This is a genomic window from Nocardia sp. NPDC055053 (assembly GCF_053608285.1).
Window position 1 is genome coordinate 65,381 of sequence record NZ_JBSGVD010000007.1, and the last position, 16,812, is coordinate 82,192.

General features: G+C 69.6%; 15 protein-coding genes. 9 read left to right on the forward strand and 6 right to left on the reverse strand.

Going from position 1 to position 16,812, the window contains the following annotated elements; genetic code table 11:
• Positions 1-10: 10 nt before the first annotated feature.
• Positions 11-613 carry a TetR family transcriptional regulator gene (locus ACWF82_RS09700; protein WP_452499744.1) on the reverse strand — a complete coding sequence of 201 codons (603 nt, stop codon included), beginning with the start codon at positions 611-613 and terminating at the stop codon, positions 11-13.
• A 141-nt stretch (positions 614-754) separates the two neighbouring features.
• Between ACWF82_RS09700 and ACWF82_RS09705 the strand changes: the two genes are divergently transcribed.
• The 5 genes from ACWF82_RS09705 to ACWF82_RS09725 all read left to right on the forward strand — a co-directional run bounded on the left by ACWF82_RS09705 (position 755) and on the right by ACWF82_RS09725 (position 4,558).
• Positions 755-1,981, forward strand: coding sequence for an alkane 1-monooxygenase (locus ACWF82_RS09705; protein ID WP_452499746.1), 1,227 nt, complete (start codon positions 755-757; stop codon positions 1,979-1,981).
• Positions 1,981-2,157, forward strand: a complete 177-nt coding sequence (locus ACWF82_RS09710) for a rubredoxin (protein ID WP_452499747.1) — start codon at positions 1,981-1,983, stop codon at positions 2,155-2,157. Before ACWF82_RS09705 ends, ACWF82_RS09710 begins: the two co-directional genes overlap by 1 nt.
• Positions 2,154-2,336 carry a rubredoxin gene (locus ACWF82_RS09715; RefSeq protein WP_365040097.1) on the forward strand — a complete coding sequence of 61 codons (183 nt, stop codon included), beginning with the start codon at positions 2,154-2,156 and terminating at the stop codon, positions 2,334-2,336. Before ACWF82_RS09710 ends, ACWF82_RS09715 begins: the two co-directional genes overlap by 4 nt.
• On the forward strand, positions 2,333-3,526 hold the full coding sequence (locus ACWF82_RS09720) for an NAD(P)/FAD-dependent oxidoreductase (protein ID WP_452499749.1): 1,194 nt from the start codon (positions 2,333-2,335) through the stop codon (positions 3,524-3,526). The genes ACWF82_RS09715 and ACWF82_RS09720 overlap by 4 nt, the downstream gene beginning before the upstream one ends.
• A 147-nt stretch (positions 3,527-3,673) precedes the next feature.
• A complete protein-coding gene (locus ACWF82_RS09725; protein WP_452499751.1) occupies positions 3,674-4,558 on the forward strand; it encodes an NmrA family NAD(P)-binding protein in 885 nt (294 codons plus the stop codon).
• A gap of 57 nt (positions 4,559-4,615) precedes the next feature.
• Here the strand turns inward: ACWF82_RS09725 and ACWF82_RS09730 are convergent, their stop codons facing one another.
• The 5 genes from ACWF82_RS09730 to ACWF82_RS09750 form a co-directional block, all read right to left on the reverse strand.
• Positions 4,616-6,646 (reverse strand): SDR family oxidoreductase, encoded by a 2,031-nt coding sequence (locus tag ACWF82_RS09730; protein ID WP_452499753.1) that lies wholly within the window; start codon positions 6,644-6,646, stop codon positions 4,616-4,618.
• 277 nt (positions 6,647-6,923) lie between these two features.
• Positions 6,924-8,027, reverse strand: coding sequence for a glycosyltransferase (locus tag ACWF82_RS09735; RefSeq protein WP_452499755.1), 1,104 nt, complete (start codon positions 8,025-8,027; stop codon positions 6,924-6,926).
• Positions 8,024-9,355 carry a glutamate-1-semialdehyde 2,1-aminomutase gene (locus ACWF82_RS09740; RefSeq protein ID WP_452499757.1) on the reverse strand — a complete coding sequence of 444 codons (1,332 nt, stop codon included), beginning with the start codon at positions 9,353-9,355 and terminating at the stop codon, positions 8,024-8,026. Before ACWF82_RS09740 ends, ACWF82_RS09735 begins: the two co-directional genes overlap by 4 nt.
• Positions 9,355-10,638: a GNAT family N-acetyltransferase gene (locus ACWF82_RS09745; RefSeq protein ID WP_452499759.1), complete on the reverse strand. Its 1,284-nt coding sequence runs from the start codon at positions 10,636-10,638 to the stop codon at positions 9,355-9,357. The genes ACWF82_RS09740 and ACWF82_RS09745 overlap by 1 nt, the downstream gene beginning before the upstream one ends.
• Positions 10,639-10,655: 17 nt before the next feature.
• Positions 10,656-11,735: a hypothetical protein gene (locus tag ACWF82_RS09750; RefSeq protein ID WP_452499761.1), complete on the reverse strand. Its 1,080-nt coding sequence runs from the start codon at positions 11,733-11,735 to the stop codon at positions 10,656-10,658.
• 223 nt (positions 11,736-11,958) lie between these two features.
• Here ACWF82_RS09750 and ACWF82_RS09755 point away from each other — a divergent pair, with 223 nt between their 5' ends.
• The 4 genes from ACWF82_RS09755 to ACWF82_RS09770 all read left to right on the forward strand — a co-directional run bounded on the left by ACWF82_RS09755 (position 11,959) and on the right by ACWF82_RS09770 (position 16,812).
• Positions 11,959-12,789 (forward strand): glycosyltransferase, encoded by an 831-nt coding sequence (locus ACWF82_RS09755; RefSeq protein WP_452499762.1) that lies wholly within the window; start codon positions 11,959-11,961, stop codon positions 12,787-12,789.
• Between the two features lie 5 nt (positions 12,790-12,794).
• Positions 12,795-14,162 (forward strand): O-antigen ligase family protein, encoded by a 1,368-nt coding sequence (locus ACWF82_RS09760; RefSeq protein WP_452499764.1) that lies wholly within the window; start codon positions 12,795-12,797, stop codon positions 14,160-14,162.
• A gap of 125 nt (positions 14,163-14,287) precedes the next feature.
• A complete protein-coding gene (locus tag ACWF82_RS09765) occupies positions 14,288-15,220 on the forward strand; it encodes a glycosyltransferase family 4 protein (protein ID WP_452500046.1) in 933 nt (310 codons plus the stop codon).
• Positions 15,217-16,812 carry an oligosaccharide flippase family protein gene (locus ACWF82_RS09770; protein ID WP_452499766.1) on the forward strand — a complete coding sequence of 532 codons (1,596 nt, stop codon included), beginning with the start codon at positions 15,217-15,219 and terminating at the stop codon, positions 16,810-16,812. Before ACWF82_RS09765 ends, ACWF82_RS09770 begins: the two co-directional genes overlap by 4 nt.

Below are 16,812 nucleotides of genomic sequence, written 5' to 3' on the forward strand. Positions count from 1 at the left end.
CCCGCCGTCGTCAGGCGGCGGGCAGTACGCCGGACAGGACGCGCCCGATTTGCGTCACCGCGCGGTCGACGCTTCCGGTCGGCTGGAACAGATGGCTCAGGGTCAGCCGGACCATGATCTCCACGACCGAGGTGAGTTCCTCGTCGGACAATTCCGCGAGCAGGTGCAGCTCGCGCACGGTGCCGGTCAGCGCCGCGACCGCGCGGCCGAGAACCGGTTCCGGTTCGCTCATCAGGGCGGGCAGCAGGGCGGTGTCGCCCTCGCCGCGGGCCGCGAGCACGGCCTTGATCAGGGTGTTGTCGCCCGCGTTGCGCAGAGCGTAGTCCGCGGCCGCGGTCATGCCCGCGATCATGTCCGCCGGATGCGCGGCCAGCGTCTCGGCGATCCCGGCCAGGTAGACGCCGAGCTCACGCTCGATCAGCGCGTCCGCGAGTGCCTGCTTGGTGCCGATCTCCTTGTAGAGGACTGGCCTGCTGATGCCGACCTCCTTGGCCACGCGCGACATGTTGACCGCGCCCCATCCCTCGGTGACGACCATCGTGCGGGCGGCGTCGAGCATGCGGTCGCGCAACAGCTGACGCATCTCGGCTTGGAAGTTCGGCGATTCGACCACCCGACCATCGTACATGTGCTATCGAATCTGCTTCATCATTGACATTCTCCCAAAAAATGTATTCACTGAGAACACATCGCGCTATGTTGTAAACGAACACGGCAATGTCCGAGCTTGTGTCTCGGCGATCAGGAGAACGACATGACGACATCTCGCATCGACGACCACGAAGGGTCGGCGGCAGTCCTGCACTGGCGCGATCCCAAGCGCTACCTGTGGCTGTTCGGCCTGGTCGCGCCCAGTTCCGCGCTGCTGGCCTCGGCCTTCGTGCTGGCCTTCAACCAGCTGGGTTGGGAGTCGGTCGCGCCGGTCTGGTGGTGGCTGGGGCCGCTGCTGGTGTACGTGTTGCTGCCGATCCTGGATCGCTTCTTCGGTCCCGACGGCAAGAACCCGCCGGAGGAGGTGATGGAGCTGCTCGAGAACGACCGGTACTACCGGTACTGCACCTACGCCTACATCCCGCTGCAGCTGGTGAGCCTGGTCTTCGCCTGCTACCTGTGGTCGGCCGACAACCTGTCCTGGCTCGGCATCGACGGCGGCCTCGGCGTCGTCTCGAAGATCGGCCTGGCCTTCACCATCGGTGCCATGGGCGGCATCGGCATCAACACCGCGCACGAACTCGGCCACAAGAAGGACGAACTGGAGCGCTGGCTGTCGAAGATCACCCTCGCCCAGACCGGGTACGGCCACTTCTACATCGAGCACAACCGCGGCCACCACGTGCGGGTGTCCACCCCGGAGGACCCGGCCAGCGCCCGCTTCGGTGAGTCGTTCTGGACCTTCCTGCCGCGCAGCGTATGGGGCAGCCTGATCTCGGCGTGGGAGCTCGAGCGCACCCGCCTCGCGCGACTCGGCAAGGGGCCGTTCACGATGCACAACGATGTGCTCAACGCGTGGCTGATGACGGTGGTGCTGTGGGCGGTGCTGGTCGCGGTGTTCGGTCCGGTGATCCTGCCGTTCCTGCTGATCCAGGCGGTGTACGGGTTCTCGCTGCTGGAGACGGTGAACTACCTCGAGCACTACGGTCTGCTCCGGCAGAAGACCGCCTCGGGTCGCTACGAGCGCTGCACCCCCGAACACAGCTGGAACTCCGACCACATCGTCACCAATATCTTCCTCTACCACCTGCAGCGGCACAGCGATCACCACGCCAACCCGACTCGCCGCTATCAGACGCTGCGGCACATGGACGGCGCGCCCGAACTGCCCAGCGGCTACGCCAGCCTGATCGGCCTGGCCTACCTGACGCCGCTGTGGCGCAAGGTGATGGACCCGCGCGTGCTCGCGCACTACGACGGCGACATCACCCGCGTGAACATCCAGCCCGCCAAGCGGGACCAGGTCCTGGCGAAGTACGGAGCGCGCTGATGGCTGCCTACCTCTGTCCCGTGTGCGGCTACCGCTACGACGAGCAAACCGGCGCTCCCCGTGAGGGTTTCCCCGCAGGCACGGCATGGTCGGCGATTCCCGACGAGTGGTGCTGCCCCGACTGCGGTGTCCGCGAGAAGCTCGATTTCCAGCTGAGCGAGGAGGTTTCGCGATGAACGACTACAAACTGTTCCGGTGCGTGCAGTGCGGTTTCGAATACGACGAGGCGCTGGGCTGGCCCGAGGACGGCATCGAGCCGGGCACCCGCTGGGACGACATCCCCGACGACTGGTCGTGCCCGGATTGCGGTGCCGCCAAGGCCGACTTCGAGATGCTCGAGGTGAGTCGCGGATGAGCGCCAGGATCGTCATCGTCGGTACCGGTGTCGCCGGTGCCACCGCGGCCCAGACGCTGCGGCGCGAGGGGTACGACGGCGAGATCGTCCTCGTCGGCGCCGAACCGGACCTGCCGTACCGTCGGCCCGCGGTGTCCAAGGAACTCCTGTCCGGCACCGCGTCGTTCGACCGCGCGGTGCTCAAGCCGGTGAAGTTCTGGACCGACAACCGGATCGACCTGCGCCCCGCCTTCGGCGTGGAAGCCGTCGACATCGACCGTGCGACAGTGCGATTGGGTACCGGTGAGGTGCTCGGCTACGACAGCCTGCTGCTGGCCACCGGGGCGCGGGCCCGGTCGATCGGCACCGCGTCGAGCCGGGTGCACACGCTGCGCGCCCGTGCCGACATCAGCGCACTCCGCACGGCCGTCGTCGAGGGTGGTTCGCTGCTGATCGTCGGCGGTGGACTGATCGGCTGCGAGGTCGCGGCCACCGCCCGCGGGCTCGGCGCGCAGGTGACACTGCTCAACGCCGGTCCGGCACTGCTGGATCGGGTGGTGCCCGCGGCGGTGTCGGAGCTGGTGCGGCGCATCCACGTCGAACACGGTGTGGTGGTCGAGAACGATGCCGCGACAACGCAACTCGCCGACACCAGCGACGGCGTCACCGCCACCACCGCCGACGGGCGCACCTGGTCGGCGGCCGCCGCGCTGGTCGCCATCGGCTCTATCCCCGAGACCTCGCTGGCCGAGGCCGCCGGCATCGCGGTGAACAACGGCATCATCGTCGACCAGCACTACCGCACGTCGGCCCCCGGTGTCTTCGCCGCCGGTGACGCCACCACCGGATTCCACCCGCTCCGTGGCGAATTCGAACGTGGTCAGCACTGGAACTCCGCCTTGACAGCCGGCGCCGCGGCCGCCATGTCCATCCTCGGCCACCCGGCCGCGGACACGGAAGTTCCGTGGGGCTGGACCGATCAGCACGGTGTCTCGATGCAGTTCGCGGGCTGGGTCCACCCGCACGACGAACTGGTCGTCGACGGTGACCTCGACGCCAGGGACTTCCTCGCCGTGGCACTGCGCGACGGCCGCCCGGTCGGGTCGGTCGCCATGGGCAGGCCGCGTGAGCTCCGCGCGACCCGCCCCCTCATCGCCGCAGGTGAACGATGGCAGTTCGGTGCGCCACCGGCCCCGGTCGCCGTCAGCTGACACCGCGGCACCAGACGCCCTCTTCGCTATGGGATGTCCGCAGGGGGGACATTCGCGGGGAGGGCGCTGGTCAACGCCTGGGCGCGGAGTGTTCCGGTGCAGGAATCGCGGCCGGAGACTGACCGCAATCGGTCGTAGCGTGTAGGCATGGGAGACAGCGCACACGAGATGAGGATTGTCGTCACCACACCGCTCGGGCATGTGGGCTCACGCGTGGTCCGGCTGCTGGTGCAGGCGGGGGTCCGGCCGACGGTGCTGATGCGAGACCCGTCGCGGCTGGATGCGGCCACGCGCGACTATGTCGAGGTGGTGCGGGCCGACCAGGGTGATCCGGCGGCGGTGGTGGCGGCCACCCGGGGCGCGGATCGGCTGTTCTGGGTCGATCCGCCCGCACTCGTCGACGGTGATCCGGTCGCCGGGTACGCGCGGATGGGGGAGTCGGCGGCGCGAGCGGTGACCGAGAACGGGATCGAGGCCACGGTGTTCCTCAGCAGTATCGGCGCCGAGAAGCGTTACGGGGCAGGGGAGATCGACGGACTGGCGCGGACCGAGGAACTGCTGGACGCGACCGGGGCGAACGTACTGCATCTGCGGTGCGGCTACTTCTTCACCAATCTGCTCACCCAGCTCGACGAGATCCGCGCGGGAACATTGTCCACGCCGTGGCCGCTCGACCACGCAATGCCGTGGGTCGATCCACGCGACATCGGTGAGGTGGCCGCGGCCAGGCTGCTGTCCGGTGCGTGGTCGGGACGAGTCGTGCACGCCGTGCACGGACCGGAGGATCTGACCTTCGCCGACGTCGCCGACATCCTGAGCGCGGAGATCGGACGCGACGTCACCGCCGTGCGGATCACCGACGACGAGCTGCGGGCCGCCCTGCGCTCCGCGGGTCTCGGCGCGGCGCAGATCGACGGCATCGCGGGCATGTCGAAGGGACTGAGCTCGGGATTCGTTGCCGAGGACGAACGTTCGATCCGCACCACGACCCCGACCATCCTCGCCGCCTGGGCACGCACACACCTGCGGTGACGAACAGGGCCGGTCACGACAGCGTCGTGACCGGCCCTCAGTCGTGGCGACCGACGACTACCAGTGCACGCCGGGCAGCATCCGGCTCATGCGGGCAGCCGGGCCCGGCATCACCATCAGCGGGGTGAGGACCGGAGCCAGCACGGTGAGTGCGTTGCGGCTCGGCTCGGCGGGCTCGGTCGACGCGGCCTCGGCGGCCACCGGCGCCGGAACCGACTTGCCCTGCGCCGCCGTCGATTCACCGAACAGCCGGTAACCGGTGTGCATGATCGTGCGCTTGAGCGAGGGCAGGAACATCTCGACGGCCTGGGAGAACGTGCCGACGGGGGTGTCGATGCGGTCGGGACGCTCGAGCAGCGCGCGGACAACGATGTCGGCGGCACGCTCCGGGTCGGGCAGCGGCAGGGCGCGGTAGAGATCGGTGGGCGCGATCATCGGGGTGCGCACCAGCGGCATCCGGATGGAGGTGAAAGTGACACCGGCGCCACGGTTTTCGACGGCGGCGATATCGCTGAAGTTGTCCAGCGCCGACTTGCTGGCCGCGTAGGCGGCGAACCGGGGCACCTTGGTCTGGACCGCGATCGAGGAGATGTTGACGATGTGGCCGAAATGCCGCTCACGCATCGACGGCAGCAGCGCCAGGATCAGCCGCACGGCGCCGAAGTAGTTCACCGCCATGGTGCGCTCGAAATCGTGCATGCGGTCCACCGAGTTGGCGACCGACCGGCGGATCGACCGGCCCGCGTTGTTGATCAGGTAGTCGACGTGACCGTGCTCGGTCAGCAGCTGCCCCACCAGGGCGTCCACCGCGGTCGCGTCGGTGATGTCGCACGGGTAGGCGAACGCGGTGCCGCCGTCGGCGCGCACGGATTCCGCTGCGGCGGTGAGGTCTTCGACACCGCGCGCCACCATGAGCACGATCGCGCCGCGCCGGGCGACCGCGTGGGCGGTGGCCAGACCGATCCCCGAGGACGCGCCGGTGATGAGCACGATCCGGCCCGAGAGCCGGTCGGCGTCGGCCGCGGGACGACCACGGTGCGGGTCCAGGTTCGCGCGCCAGAAATCCCACAGGCGCTCGGCGTAGGTGTCGAACGCGGGCACGGTCAGCCCGGGCAGCTGGGCCTGGGTGGAATCGGCGACGAACTCGGCGGTGAACCCGACATGCGGGGCGACAGCAGCCGGAATGCCCGCCTGCTCGAACAGGAAGTCGCGCACCGCGTGCGCGCCGGGGACATGGCCGAGGCCGTTGAGCGCGCGGGCGCTACCCGGCACCGTGCCGATGCCAGCGGGCCCGCCCGCCGCGGTCGCGAGGGCGCGGTAGATGTCGCCGAAGGGCTGCGGCTCCGGGTTGACCAGGTGGAATGTGCGCCCGTCCAGCCCGTCGCGGCGCACCAGCCGCACCATCGCCTCGGCGACATAGTCGACCGGAACCACATTGGTCGCGCCCAGATCGGGCAGCGGCAACGGCAACTCGGCGGGCAGCGCCGACAGCGCGGCGATCGCCTGGAAGAAGTAGTAGGGGCCGTCGATCTTGTCCATCTCGCCGGTGCGCGAATCGCCGACCACGATCGCCGGGCGATACACCCGCCAGCGCACGTCGGTCGCTTCGCGGACCAGCTTCTCGGCGGCGAACTTGGTGCGGTGATACGGCGAGGTCAGGTTCTGGCCGAGGTCGAAATCCTCCTCGAAGAACTTGCCACGATGATCACCGGCCACCGCCACCGAGGACACGTGGTGCAGCACGGCATCGAGCCTGCGCGCCAGCTCGATCACCGAGCGGGTGCCCGCGACATTGGCCGCGTGCGCGGTCTGTTCGTCGGCGGTCATGTCGTAGACGGCGCCGAGGTGCAGCACGTGGTCCGCGCGCGGCGGCTCGTCACCCAGGCCGAGACCGTCGGCGGTCAGATCGCCGACCAGCGCGAACACCCGATCGCCGTCGGGATGCTGCGCGGTCAGCGCGGTGAACTTCGCCAGCGACTCGGCACGCACGAGCACATGCACGATCGCGGTGGGGTCGGCTGCGAGGAGCCCCCGCACCACTCGCCGACCCAGAAACCCGGTACCGCCTGTCACGATGTAGGAAACCATCGCCCCTCCTGAAAATTCTCGAAACACGGTGTCGTGCAACAGTGATCCGGCATGCGGCGGTGGATGCGGGCATCAACGGTTGAAGTCCAGCAGCAGATGGCTGGAGAGAAACCGGGCACGTCGTCGTCCCGGCTGGCCTTAACCGTACTCGTCAGTAACCTAGCTGGGCAAGCTCATGGCGCCCGGTCACCGTGTGGGAATGGTCACCCGTCGCCGCAGGTCAAAGGGTGTGTGTGACAGTTAATTTCAGTAACTGTAAGTTTCGGACAACTTGCCGCTACCGGTCCGCCAGCACGTCGCCGACGACGGCGGCCATCCTGGCGCGGAACACCTCGGGGGCGAAGGTGGCCGCGTGGTCGCGGATCTTCGCCGGATCGTAGGTCGTCGAACGGAACTCGCTCATCACCGCGGCCAGCGCCGCCACGACGTCGTCATCGGAACCGGCGGGCACGTACTCGCCGGTGAATCCGGGGTGGACCGTGTCGAGCGCACCGCCCGCGCCGACGGCCAGCACGGGCGCGCCGCACGCCATCGCCTCGACGGGGACGATGCCGAAGTCCTCGATGCCGGGCATCAGCAGCGCCTGGCAGCGCCGGTACATGTCCTGCAACTGCTCGGCGGAGGTGGCGCCGAGGAAGGTCGTCTCCGGGCCCGCGATCGCCTCGAGCTGGGCGCGGAAGCGTCCCTCCCCGAGGACGACCAGGCGAACGCCCGCACGCTGTGCCGCGCGAATCGCCAGGTCGGCCCGCTTGTAGGGCACCAGTCTGCCCGCGCAGAGGAAGAAGTCCTCGCGCGCAACGCCCGCATCGGGGGTGAACCGGGCGACGTGCACCGGCGGGTTGACCACCGTGGCGGGCAGTCCCCACCAGTCGACGACCCGCTGGGCCACCGCGTGCGAGTTGGCGACGACGTGCGTCAGCCGTGGCGCGGCGCGCAGTTCGCCGCGCCGGGCCAGTGCGCCCAGCGCGCCGAGCGCGAGCTGGCCCGCGCGGCCGCCTGCCTCCTGGAGCCGGAACTCGCGATCCCAGGCCCACCGGGCCGGGCTGTGCACATAGGCCACGACCGGTGCGTCGGTGGCCAGCGCGGCCTGGGTGGCGAAAGCGTGATGGCTGACCACCACGACATCGAAGTCACGCAGCGGCATGCGCCGGAACGCACGCGGCACCAGCGGCAGCAGCGGCGCGTGCCTGCCGCCGGTGACGGTGTGTGCCCGGCTGAGCCAGCTGTCGTGGACGGCGCCGACCGGTTCGCGAAGCCCACCCGGCGCGACGATCGGCGCGAAAACCTCGGCGTCGGGCCAGGTTTCGGCGAACTCGCCGACCACCGCCTCGGATCCGCCGAATTCGGTGAAACGTTCGTGCACGAGGGCGACACGGGTCATCGGTAGGTGCTCGCTTCGATCTGTCGGGGCGCCGCGGTACGACGCAGAGCGGGGGCGACGGGGCGGCCGCGCAGCAGCCCGTCGACGGTGCCGCGCTCGAGCGCGCGGCGATACACCGGGGCCGCCGCCGCGCACGCGGTGATCGTGGCGGCGATCGCGTCGGCGTCGTGCGCGGCCGAGGTGACGAACGACTGGCCGAGGACACCATGCTCGAGCAGTTCCTGGAGAAACAGTGTCCGAAAGGCTTGCGACGGTGCGCCTTCGGCATCCAGCGTGCGGAAGATCAGGCACGACGGCCTGCCGCGCACCTGGAGAAACTCGGCGATGCCGAGCGCGTCGGCGACGGCATTCACCCCGTCGGCGAGTTCCGTGCCCGCCTGCTCCATCCGGGTGATCGGGTCCTCGGTGCGGTAGGCGTGCACGACGGCGCGGAACGCGGCCAGCGATGCGGTCTCGGGTCCGTGCGTGGTGGACAGCAGGAAGACCCGGTCGTGGTCGGTGCGCAGGCCGCCGCGCTCCATGTACTCGCGCTTGCCCGCGAGCGCGGAAACGGGGAATCCGTTGCCCATCGCCTTGCCCCAGCACGACAGGTCCGGTGTCACCCCGTACACGGCCTGCGCGCCACCGGCCGACCAGCGGAAGCCGGTGATCATCTCGTCGAACACCAGCAGCGTGCCGTGCCGATCACACAGGGCGCGAACACCTTCCAGGTAGCCGGGCACCGGCTCGGCCATGGCTGTCGCGGCCTCGAGAAAGACGGCGGCGACGGTGTCACTCGCGAGTGTCGCCGCGAGCGCGTCGAGATCGTTGTAGGCGAACTGCACGGTGTCGACGACGGGGATCCCGGCCGCCATGTCGGTGGTCCCGATGAACCAGTCGTCGACGGAGAAGAACGGCTGATCGCAGACGGCGATCGTGGTCCGGCCGGTCACGGCTCTGGCCAGGCGCACCGCCGCGCTGGTGGCGTCGGAGCCGTTCTTCGCGAATTTCACCATGTCGGCGCCCGGCACGAGGTCGAGAAAGTCTTGCGCGGCGAGTAGTTCGAGTTCGGTGGGCCGCGAGAAGCTCATGCCGTCGGCGGCGGCGAGGGTGGCCGCGCGGACTACCGGCTCGTAGCCGTGGCCCAGGGTGACCGACCGCAATCCCATCCCGTATTCGACGAACTCGTTGCCGTCGACATCCCAGACGCGAGCACCCTTGCCGCGCACCAGGATCGGTGCCATCCGCTCGGGGTACTGGTCGGCGCCACGGGCATAGGTGTGCGCACCGCCGGGAACAAGGTCGTGCAGGCGAGCCTGCAGCGCGGCGCTGCGTTCGAAACTGCGCATCAGGTGAGCCCCCACAAACCGTGGTCGGTGTGCAGCCCGGTGGGGCCACGATGGTCGGTCAGGACACCTTCGTGCACGAAGCCGGCGGCGGCAACCGCAGCGGAGGTGACGGTGTCGTCGACCGGAATCTCGGTCGCTATCCGCCGTAGCCCGAGCGCGGTGAACCCGTACCCGGTGACCGCGCGCAGCGCCGCGGCCCAGAGTTCGGTATCGGCGAGATCGGGGTCGGTCCAGGTGAACAGGCTGGTGGCCTGACCCGGCAGCAGGGAGTCGGACAGACGGAATTCGCCCGCGTAGCGATTGTTCACGTGCAGCGCCAAGTGCAGTCCCATCGGTGACCGGAGACCGAATCGGGTGTACCACAGCGCGCGGTACCACCCGGCCCGGCGGTGCCGGCGTTCCCATTCGGCGGGCCCGACCGCCACCGTGATCCGGGTGCGGTGAGTTGTCGCGGCACGTCGCCAGGCCGATCGATCCGTGCGCGCAAGGGTGCGCACCACGGCATTCGGGTGATCGGCGACCTCGAGGGATACGGGTTCGGCGGGCACGTAGCGTCGCAGATGCTCGCGGGCCGTCCACGCGAACAGCCTGGCGGCGGCGAGCGCGACCACCGCGGGCGACACACCGCCAGACCTGGAACCGGCTGGGACCGAGGCCGATTCGGCCGGGACGAGATCGGGGAGGCGCTGCGCTGCGAGGTCGGCCGGGGTGATCGCCGACAAGGTGTGATCCCGGGGCGCCCCACCGGCGTCGTAGGCCAGTGCCATGGTGGCTTGGTGGCGGTAGCCGAGGCCGCGCACACAACGGAGGGCCGGTCGGTTGTCCGGTGCGACCGGTGCCAGCACCCGGGTGATACCACGGGTGCCGAACATGTACTCGAGCAGCAGCACGCCCACCTGCGCCATGACCCCGCGGCCTGCCCACCGCGCGTCGATCCAGCCACTCGATTCCGCGGTCGCCGAGGCCGCGTCGATGATGAAGTACTCCACCTGCCCGACGAACCGGCCGTCGACTTCGATGACCCCGGCGTACCGGTGCCCGGCCCGCATATCGGACCAGGCGACCAGGCATTCCCGTGCCCAGTGCCGGGGCGTGTGCCGCTGCTCCCAGCTCAGTGGTGCAGTGCCCCAGTACGGTTCGATGAAGGCGCGGTCACGCAGCCGGATCTCGCGCCACCGCGCGAAGTCCGACAGACGCGGCGGCCGCAGGCGAACGATGCTGTCGCCGTGGCGAACAGGGCCCAATGTCAGGCGCGACATGTCGCCCGGTGCGGGGGATGTCATGCGCGACAACCGCATGTCTAGACGTCGCGCGATCCGGTGGTCTTCGGCACCGGGGCGGCACGAACCGGCCATTGCCGGGGCAGCACCGTGGTCTCGGGGTCGTAGGCCACCGGCGTCGAGGTCCTGGTGTCACGCTTCGGGGCCGGGGCCGGGGCCGGGGCCGGGGCTGGAGCTGGGGCTGGAGCCGGGGCGGCGGCGGGACCGGGCGCCGCGGCGGGGACAGGGGTGGCTGTGGCGGGAACAGGGGCGGCTGTGGCGACCGCGGTCTCGGCTTTCCGGCTACGCCGCAACCCGCCGGTTCGACCGCCGAGCCCACCGGTACCCCCGGTGCGGCGGCTGAGCGCACCGCGCGCCAGCACCACCGCCTCGGCGACGATGATCAGCGTGGCCAGCCCCGCGAACAGGCCCTCCTGGACCGGGTGCGGGGCGACCAGTTCCGAGGTCGGATTGGCGATCACGGTCAGGCGCGGCATCCCGAGAACCTGGCGGAACTCCATCTCGCGCGCCACATCCCTGGCATCGAAACTGAGTTCCGGGCGCAGCGGATCCTCGGCCAGCCGTTTGGTGAAGGTGTCTTCGACGGCCCGCCGATGCACCTCGAGATCGGCGGCCGAACGGGCGATGGCCTCGGTGCGCATCTGGGACGCGACACTGTCGAGCGACTGCTGCACCGCCAGCACCAGCTTTTCGGCCTGCTCGGGCGACCCGGCCTGTGCCTTGATGATGAGCAGCGACGGCGCGGGCCCGGTCATCGCCGAAACCCTGGGACGCAGGTCGTTCTCCGAGGGCGCCAGCCCGTTCTTCACCACATCCGAGAGCACCCGGCTCTCGGTGACCAGCACGATGTAGGGCTGGGTCAGCTCGTTGAACACCGCGCCGATGGATTGCTGGGAGATCTGCGCGGTGAGGCTCGCCTCGTAGGTGCGGGGGCTACCGTCGCGGACCAGCCACACCACACCGCCGACGAGGGCTGCGACCACCAGGGCGATCGGCAGGGCGCGAACCAGCCGGCGCAGATGGTCGGCGATGTTCACCCCGGACATCGCCGGACGCCCCGGGTCCGCGTCGCCCGTGTCCGCCGGGTCGGTCTCGCTCACGCTTCCCCCACATCTCGCCGATCTTGCTTCCGCGATGTTAGCTGGGGTTCCACTGCGCCGCTAACCCGGTGGCACGTGGTGGGCATCACGAGTACCCCGACCACGCGTTCGGTAAACGATGTGCACCGATGTCGATGTGAATCTCGGTTGCTAGGCGGGTACTGTGCACGAAACGGGCACGCGTCGCGTGGCGCAGGCCCGATGAGTGTGTGGAGGATGTGCGGTGGTGGGGGTACCGGTGTCGGTGTGCGTCCCGGCATTCAACGCGGCACGCACGATCGTCGAGACCATCGAGTCGATCCGCGCGCAGGATTTCGCGGACTTCGAGATCGTCGTGCTCGACAATGCCAGCACCGACGGCACCGGTGACCTGGTGCGGTCCTTCGACGACGAGCGAATCCGGCTGTGCACCAACGACACCGCGCTGCCGATGGTCGACAACTGGAATCGGGTGATGAGCCAGGCCAGCGGCGATCTGGTCAAACTCGTGTGTGCCGACGACCTGATCACCCCGGATTGCCTGTCGGCGCAGGTCGATTCGCTGCGCGATCCCGAGGTCGCCGTCGCCGGCGCCAAGTTCGACGTCATCGACGACGCGGGCGCGGTACTCGCCCGGGCTCGCGGGCTGGGGAATCTGGTCGGGCGGTGTTCGTCGCGCACGGCGCTCGGCGCGTTCGTGCGCAAGCTGCCCGACGAGCTGTGCCCGACCGCCGCGTTCCTGTTCCGGCGCCACGAATTCGAGGCGACCGGGGGATTTCGCACCGACTTCTTCTATGCGATGGACATAGATCTCGTCGCGCGATTATGCGCGCGCGGCAGGTTCTACGGTCACAACCGGGTGCTGGCGGTCAACCGGGCTTCGGTGTTCAACCATTCCTCCACGACGTCGACCCTCAGCAAGCTCTCCGATGTGCTGCGGTTCAACCACCATGCGCGGCGCGAATACCGCGACCTGGTCGGTCCGGTCGACGTACTGGCAGGCGACGGCAAGGTGCTGCGCCAGGCGCTGGTGCGCCTCGGTGCGCGGACCAAGCGCCTGGCCGGGCAGGGCTGAGCACCATGGGCTCGCTGCTGTACCTGGCAGCCATCCCGGTGGGTTGGGTGTTCCTGCGCTGGATCCGGTTCCGGCCGCAGCGTGGCGTGCTGCTGGTCGCCGCACTGGTCCCGTTCAACGGTCTGCTCGAGATCGCGCCGGGCTGGATGCAGGTCAACGGCTGGAAGGAGGCGCTGCTCGGACTCACCCTGCTGGTGGCCGTCTTCGTCCCGCACCGGCAGACCGATCCGCGTCCGGTGGTGCCGTGGTGGTCTTTCGGCGCCGCGCTGTGTGTTTTCGGGGTGGTGTCGGCGTTCGTCACGGCCGGGACGCTCGGACTGTTCGCCATCAAGATCACGTTCTTCTACTTCATCGTGGTCCCGCTGATCCTGTATCTGCGCCCGTTCACCGCGCGCGACCGCGATCTGCTGGTGACGATCATGATGGTGGAGTCGGTGGCGATCGCGCTGTTCGGCCTGGCCCAGCAGGTGATCGGCGGCGCGGGCCTGGCCCAGATGGGCTACAAGTACAACGAGACGATCCGCTTCGCCGGCGGCCTGCTGCGTTCTTTCAGCACCTTCAACCAGCCGTTTCCGTATGCGTTCTACCTGGTGATGGTCCTGCTCGTCGGCGGGTCGGTCGCACTCGCGAATCCCAAACGCGCGCGCAATCGGCTGTTCCTGATGACGACGCCGATTCTGGTCCTCGGTGTCGCGGCGAGTGTGGTGCGTGCCGCGCTGGCCGGGCTGCTGGTGGGTGCCCTGCTGCTGGCGGTGGTGCGCTACCGGCGCCAGTTGATGCCGGTGCTCGTCGGCTCGGTGGCGGTGGTCGCGATCGGGGGGATCGCGGTGTCGTCGCAGGCCAGCAGTTCGCTGTTCTCCTCGTCGAGCCTGGCCGATCGGGGGACCGGCTGGAACACCGTCATGCGGACCGTCGGCAGTCATCCCTTCGGCGACGGACTCGGCTCGACCGGCGCCGCGGCCGCGCGGCTGCTGGTCGAGGAACTGGGCCCGATGGCCGGGGAAATGCCGTACGCCACCGGCGAAGTCCAGATCTATGGCCGCCCCTATCAACCCGACAACTACTACGTGAAGCTGCTCATCGAACTGGGGCCGATCGGGGTGTGGCTGTTCTCGGCGAGCCTGGTGGTGATCTACCTGATGGCGCTGCGCTCGTCCCGCACGATGCGCGGGCCCGATTCGGCCCTGGCGCTCGGTGTCGCTGCGGCCGTGCTGGCCAGCGCGGTGGCGGCGGTGGCGTCGAGCTACTTCGAGATCTTCCCGAGTGATTTCTACTTCTGGTTGCTGGCCGCGGTCGTCGGCTGCGCCGTCACCCAGCAGCAGTCCCCGTCCCCGGCCGCCGAGCGCAGCTCTGTCCCCGAGCAGGTAACGTGAACAGTGAAAGTTCCAGCCCCGCAGTGTGTTTCGGTGCGCTGGCATTGCGCCCGAACGGGGCGGGAGTGGCGACCTATCAGCGGGAGCTGCTGGGGCGGATGACCGGGCTGATGCCAGGAACCGCGATGTCGGCGCTGGTGCAGGCCGACGCCGCGCCCGCGCTGCCGGCAGGCATCGCGGCGTTGTCGCGGCCGGTCGCGGCGGGGGCCCGCCGGGCCTGGCACGGGATCGCGCCACTACGCGGCGTGGATGTCTTCCACGGTCTCGACGTCGATATTCCCCTGTCCGGTCCGGGCGCCACGGTGAGTACGGTGCACGACCTGTCGGTCTTCGATGTGCCGTGGGCGTTCAGCCGGTATCGGGCACGTGGTGAGCAGCTGCTGGTGCGGATGTCGCTGACCCGCGCCGACTTGCTCATCGCCGTCTCGGAATTCACCGCGCAGCGGATCGCGGACCGTTTCGGTCGCGAGGCGGTGGTGGTGCCGCTGGCTCCGGCCGACTGGGCGCGGGTACCCGGCGAGGCGGCCGTGGCGCGGGTGCGCGCCCGGTATCAGCTGCCGCAGCGGTTCGTGCTGCAGGTCGGCACCGTCGAACCGCGCAAACAAGTCGCGATGCTGGCCGAGGTGGCACGCGACCTCGACGTCCCGCTCGTGCTGGCCGGTGCCGGATCCGATGGTCCGCAGGCGCCGAGCGGCGCGATCGGGCTCGGTTACGTCGACCTGGCGGATCTGCCCGCGTTGTACGCGGCCGCCACCGTGGTCGCCTACAGCTCGCAGTACGAAGGCTTCGGGCTGCCGCCGGTCGAGGCGATGGCCTGCGGCGGCGCGGTCGTCGCGAGCGCGGTCGGTGCGCTGCCCCAGGTCTGCGGTGACGGCGCGGTACTGGTGGCCGACGCGACCACCGAATCGTGGGTGCGCGCCCTCCGCCCCCTGCTGCACGACGACGCAGCCAACCGGGAGTTGCGTGCGCGCGGACTGGCCGCGATGGCCGAACTGAGCTGGCAGGCGACGGCGGAGGCGACAGTCGCCGCCTATCGTGCGGCCGGGCTGATGTCGTGACGGACGAGGCCGTCTCCGCGCCACCCCGCCCCACCGAGAACCGGTCCCGGGCGCAGTCGGGTCGTGCCGCGGCCAACAACACCGCGGCGATGCTGGCCGCCCGGGTCTTCGCCGCCGTGCTCGGCCTGCTCGGCACCACGCTCATCGCCCGCATGCTCCCCGCGGTCGAATGGGGTTACTTCTCGTTCGTTTTCGGGTTGCTCGGCATGCTCGCGATCATCACCGACCTCGGGGTCGGGCGCGCGGTCATCGGCAAACTGGTGCACGGTGACCCCACCGAGGCCGCCGAGATCGCCACCTCGTTCATCGTGCTGCGCACGGTGCTCGGACTGGTCGGATACGGGCTCGCCATCGGGTATGTGCTCGTATTACGTTGTCCGGCACCGGTGGTCGCGGCCACCGCGCTCGCCGGACTGGTGGTGGTGATCGCCACTCCGAGCCACGCGTTGACCATCCTGTTCCAATCCACGATGCGGCTCACCCTGGTGGCCGCGGCCGAGTCCCTGGCCCGCTGCGTGCAGCTGGCCTTGACCGTGGCGGCGGTGCTGTGGGCGCCGACCCTGCTCCTCGTCGTGGTGCCCGCCATCGCCTACGAGGTCGTCGCCGTGACAGTGAAGATCATCGCGGTGGCGCGCGGGCTCGGCGGGCCCATCCCGGCCCGGCGCGTCGAGCTGAGCTGGTGGAGCCCGATGCTGCGCGAGGCGCTGCCGCTGAGTATCGGGCTGGCGTTGATCATCATGCTGCAGAAGGTCGGGCTGCTGCTGCTCGGGCATGTCGACAGCTTCGAGTCCGTCGGCCTTTTCGCGGTCGGCATGAAGTTCTCCGATCTGCTCGATACCGCGGCGGTGGCGGTGGTCGGACCGCTGACGACCCTGCTGATCGCCTTGTGGCCGGATGATCCGGTGCGGTTCCGGCGCTTCTTCCGCCAGGCCAACGCGGCACTGATCGTGCTCGGGCTCACGGCGCTGGTGGCCTTCTGGCCGGTCGCGGGGCAGGTGGTCGGGCTGCTGTTCGGCACGAACTTCGTTGCCGCGGCCGATGCCAGCCGCCTCCAGGTCGTCGGCGGGCTGCTCGGGGCCCTGGCACACCTGGGCCTGGTGGCATTGATGGCCACCGGCCGCAACATTCTGATTCCCTGGATCGCGGCGGCCGCCCTGGGCGTGAACCTCGCCGTGGCGTGGCCGTTGATCGCGCGGATGTCCTACGAGGGCGCCGTCATCGCGGGCCTGGCGGCGCAGGTGGTGCTGCTGGCCGCCGTCTGGCTGGGTGTGCTGACGACCGTGCGGATGCGGCGGTTGCTGCCGGTGACGACGCTGCTCGCGGTCACCGGTGTGGCCGTCGCGGTGATCGCCGCGGCGACCGCGATCGCGCACCGTTGGTCCCCACCGTGGATTCTCACCTCGGCCGTGGCCTGCCTGATATACCTTCTCATCGCCGGAAGCATCATGCGAAGGACCGAGGGATTGACGATACGAAGCTTGCGAGGGCCGAAAACTGATGACACTGTGGCGGATCGCTCGGGCGGGGCTGACCGCGGTGGTCGTCCTGGCGACAGTGCTCGGTTGCGCGCCGGAGCCGACCGCGAGCACTGA

Excerpts from the sequence above, each read along its gene's own strand:
- ACWF82_RS09705 (WP_452499746.1), top strand. The coding sequence starts at position 755 with ATGACGACATCTCGCATCGACGACCACGAAGGGTCGGCGGCAGTCCTG.
- ACWF82_RS09725 (WP_452499751.1), top strand. The coding sequence starts at position 3,674 with ATGGGAGACAGCGCACACGAGATGAGGATTGTCGTCACCACACCGCTC.
- ACWF82_RS09720 (WP_452499749.1), top strand. The coding sequence starts at position 2,333 with ATGAGCGCCAGGATCGTCATCGTCGGTACCGGTGTCGCCGGTGCCACC.
- ACWF82_RS09710 (WP_452499747.1), top strand. The coding sequence starts at position 1,981 with ATGGCTGCCTACCTCTGTCCCGTGTGCGGCTACCGCTACGACGAGCAA.
- ACWF82_RS09735 (WP_452499755.1), bottom strand. The coding sequence starts at position 8,027 with ATGACCCGTGTCGCCCTCGTGCACGAACGTTTCACCGAATTCGGCGGA.
- ACWF82_RS09765 (WP_452500046.1), top strand. The coding sequence starts at position 14,288 with ATGTCGGCGCTGGTGCAGGCCGACGCCGCGCCCGCGCTGCCGGCAGGC.
- ACWF82_RS09760 (WP_452499764.1), top strand. The coding sequence starts at position 12,795 with ATGGGCTCGCTGCTGTACCTGGCAGCCATCCCGGTGGGTTGGGTGTTC.
- ACWF82_RS09715 (WP_365040097.1), top strand. The coding sequence starts at position 2,154 with ATGAACGACTACAAACTGTTCCGGTGCGTGCAGTGCGGTTTCGAATAC.
- ACWF82_RS09740 (WP_452499757.1), bottom strand. The coding sequence starts at position 9,355 with ATGCGCAGTTTCGAACGCAGCGCCGCGCTGCAGGCTCGCCTGCACGAC.
- ACWF82_RS09730 (WP_452499753.1), bottom strand. The coding sequence starts at position 6,646 with ATGGTTTCCTACATCGTGACAGGCGGTACCGGGTTTCTGGGTCGGCGA.
- ACWF82_RS09745 (WP_452499759.1), bottom strand. The coding sequence starts at position 10,638 with ATGACATCCCCCGCACCGGGCGACATGTCGCGCCTGACATTGGGCCCT.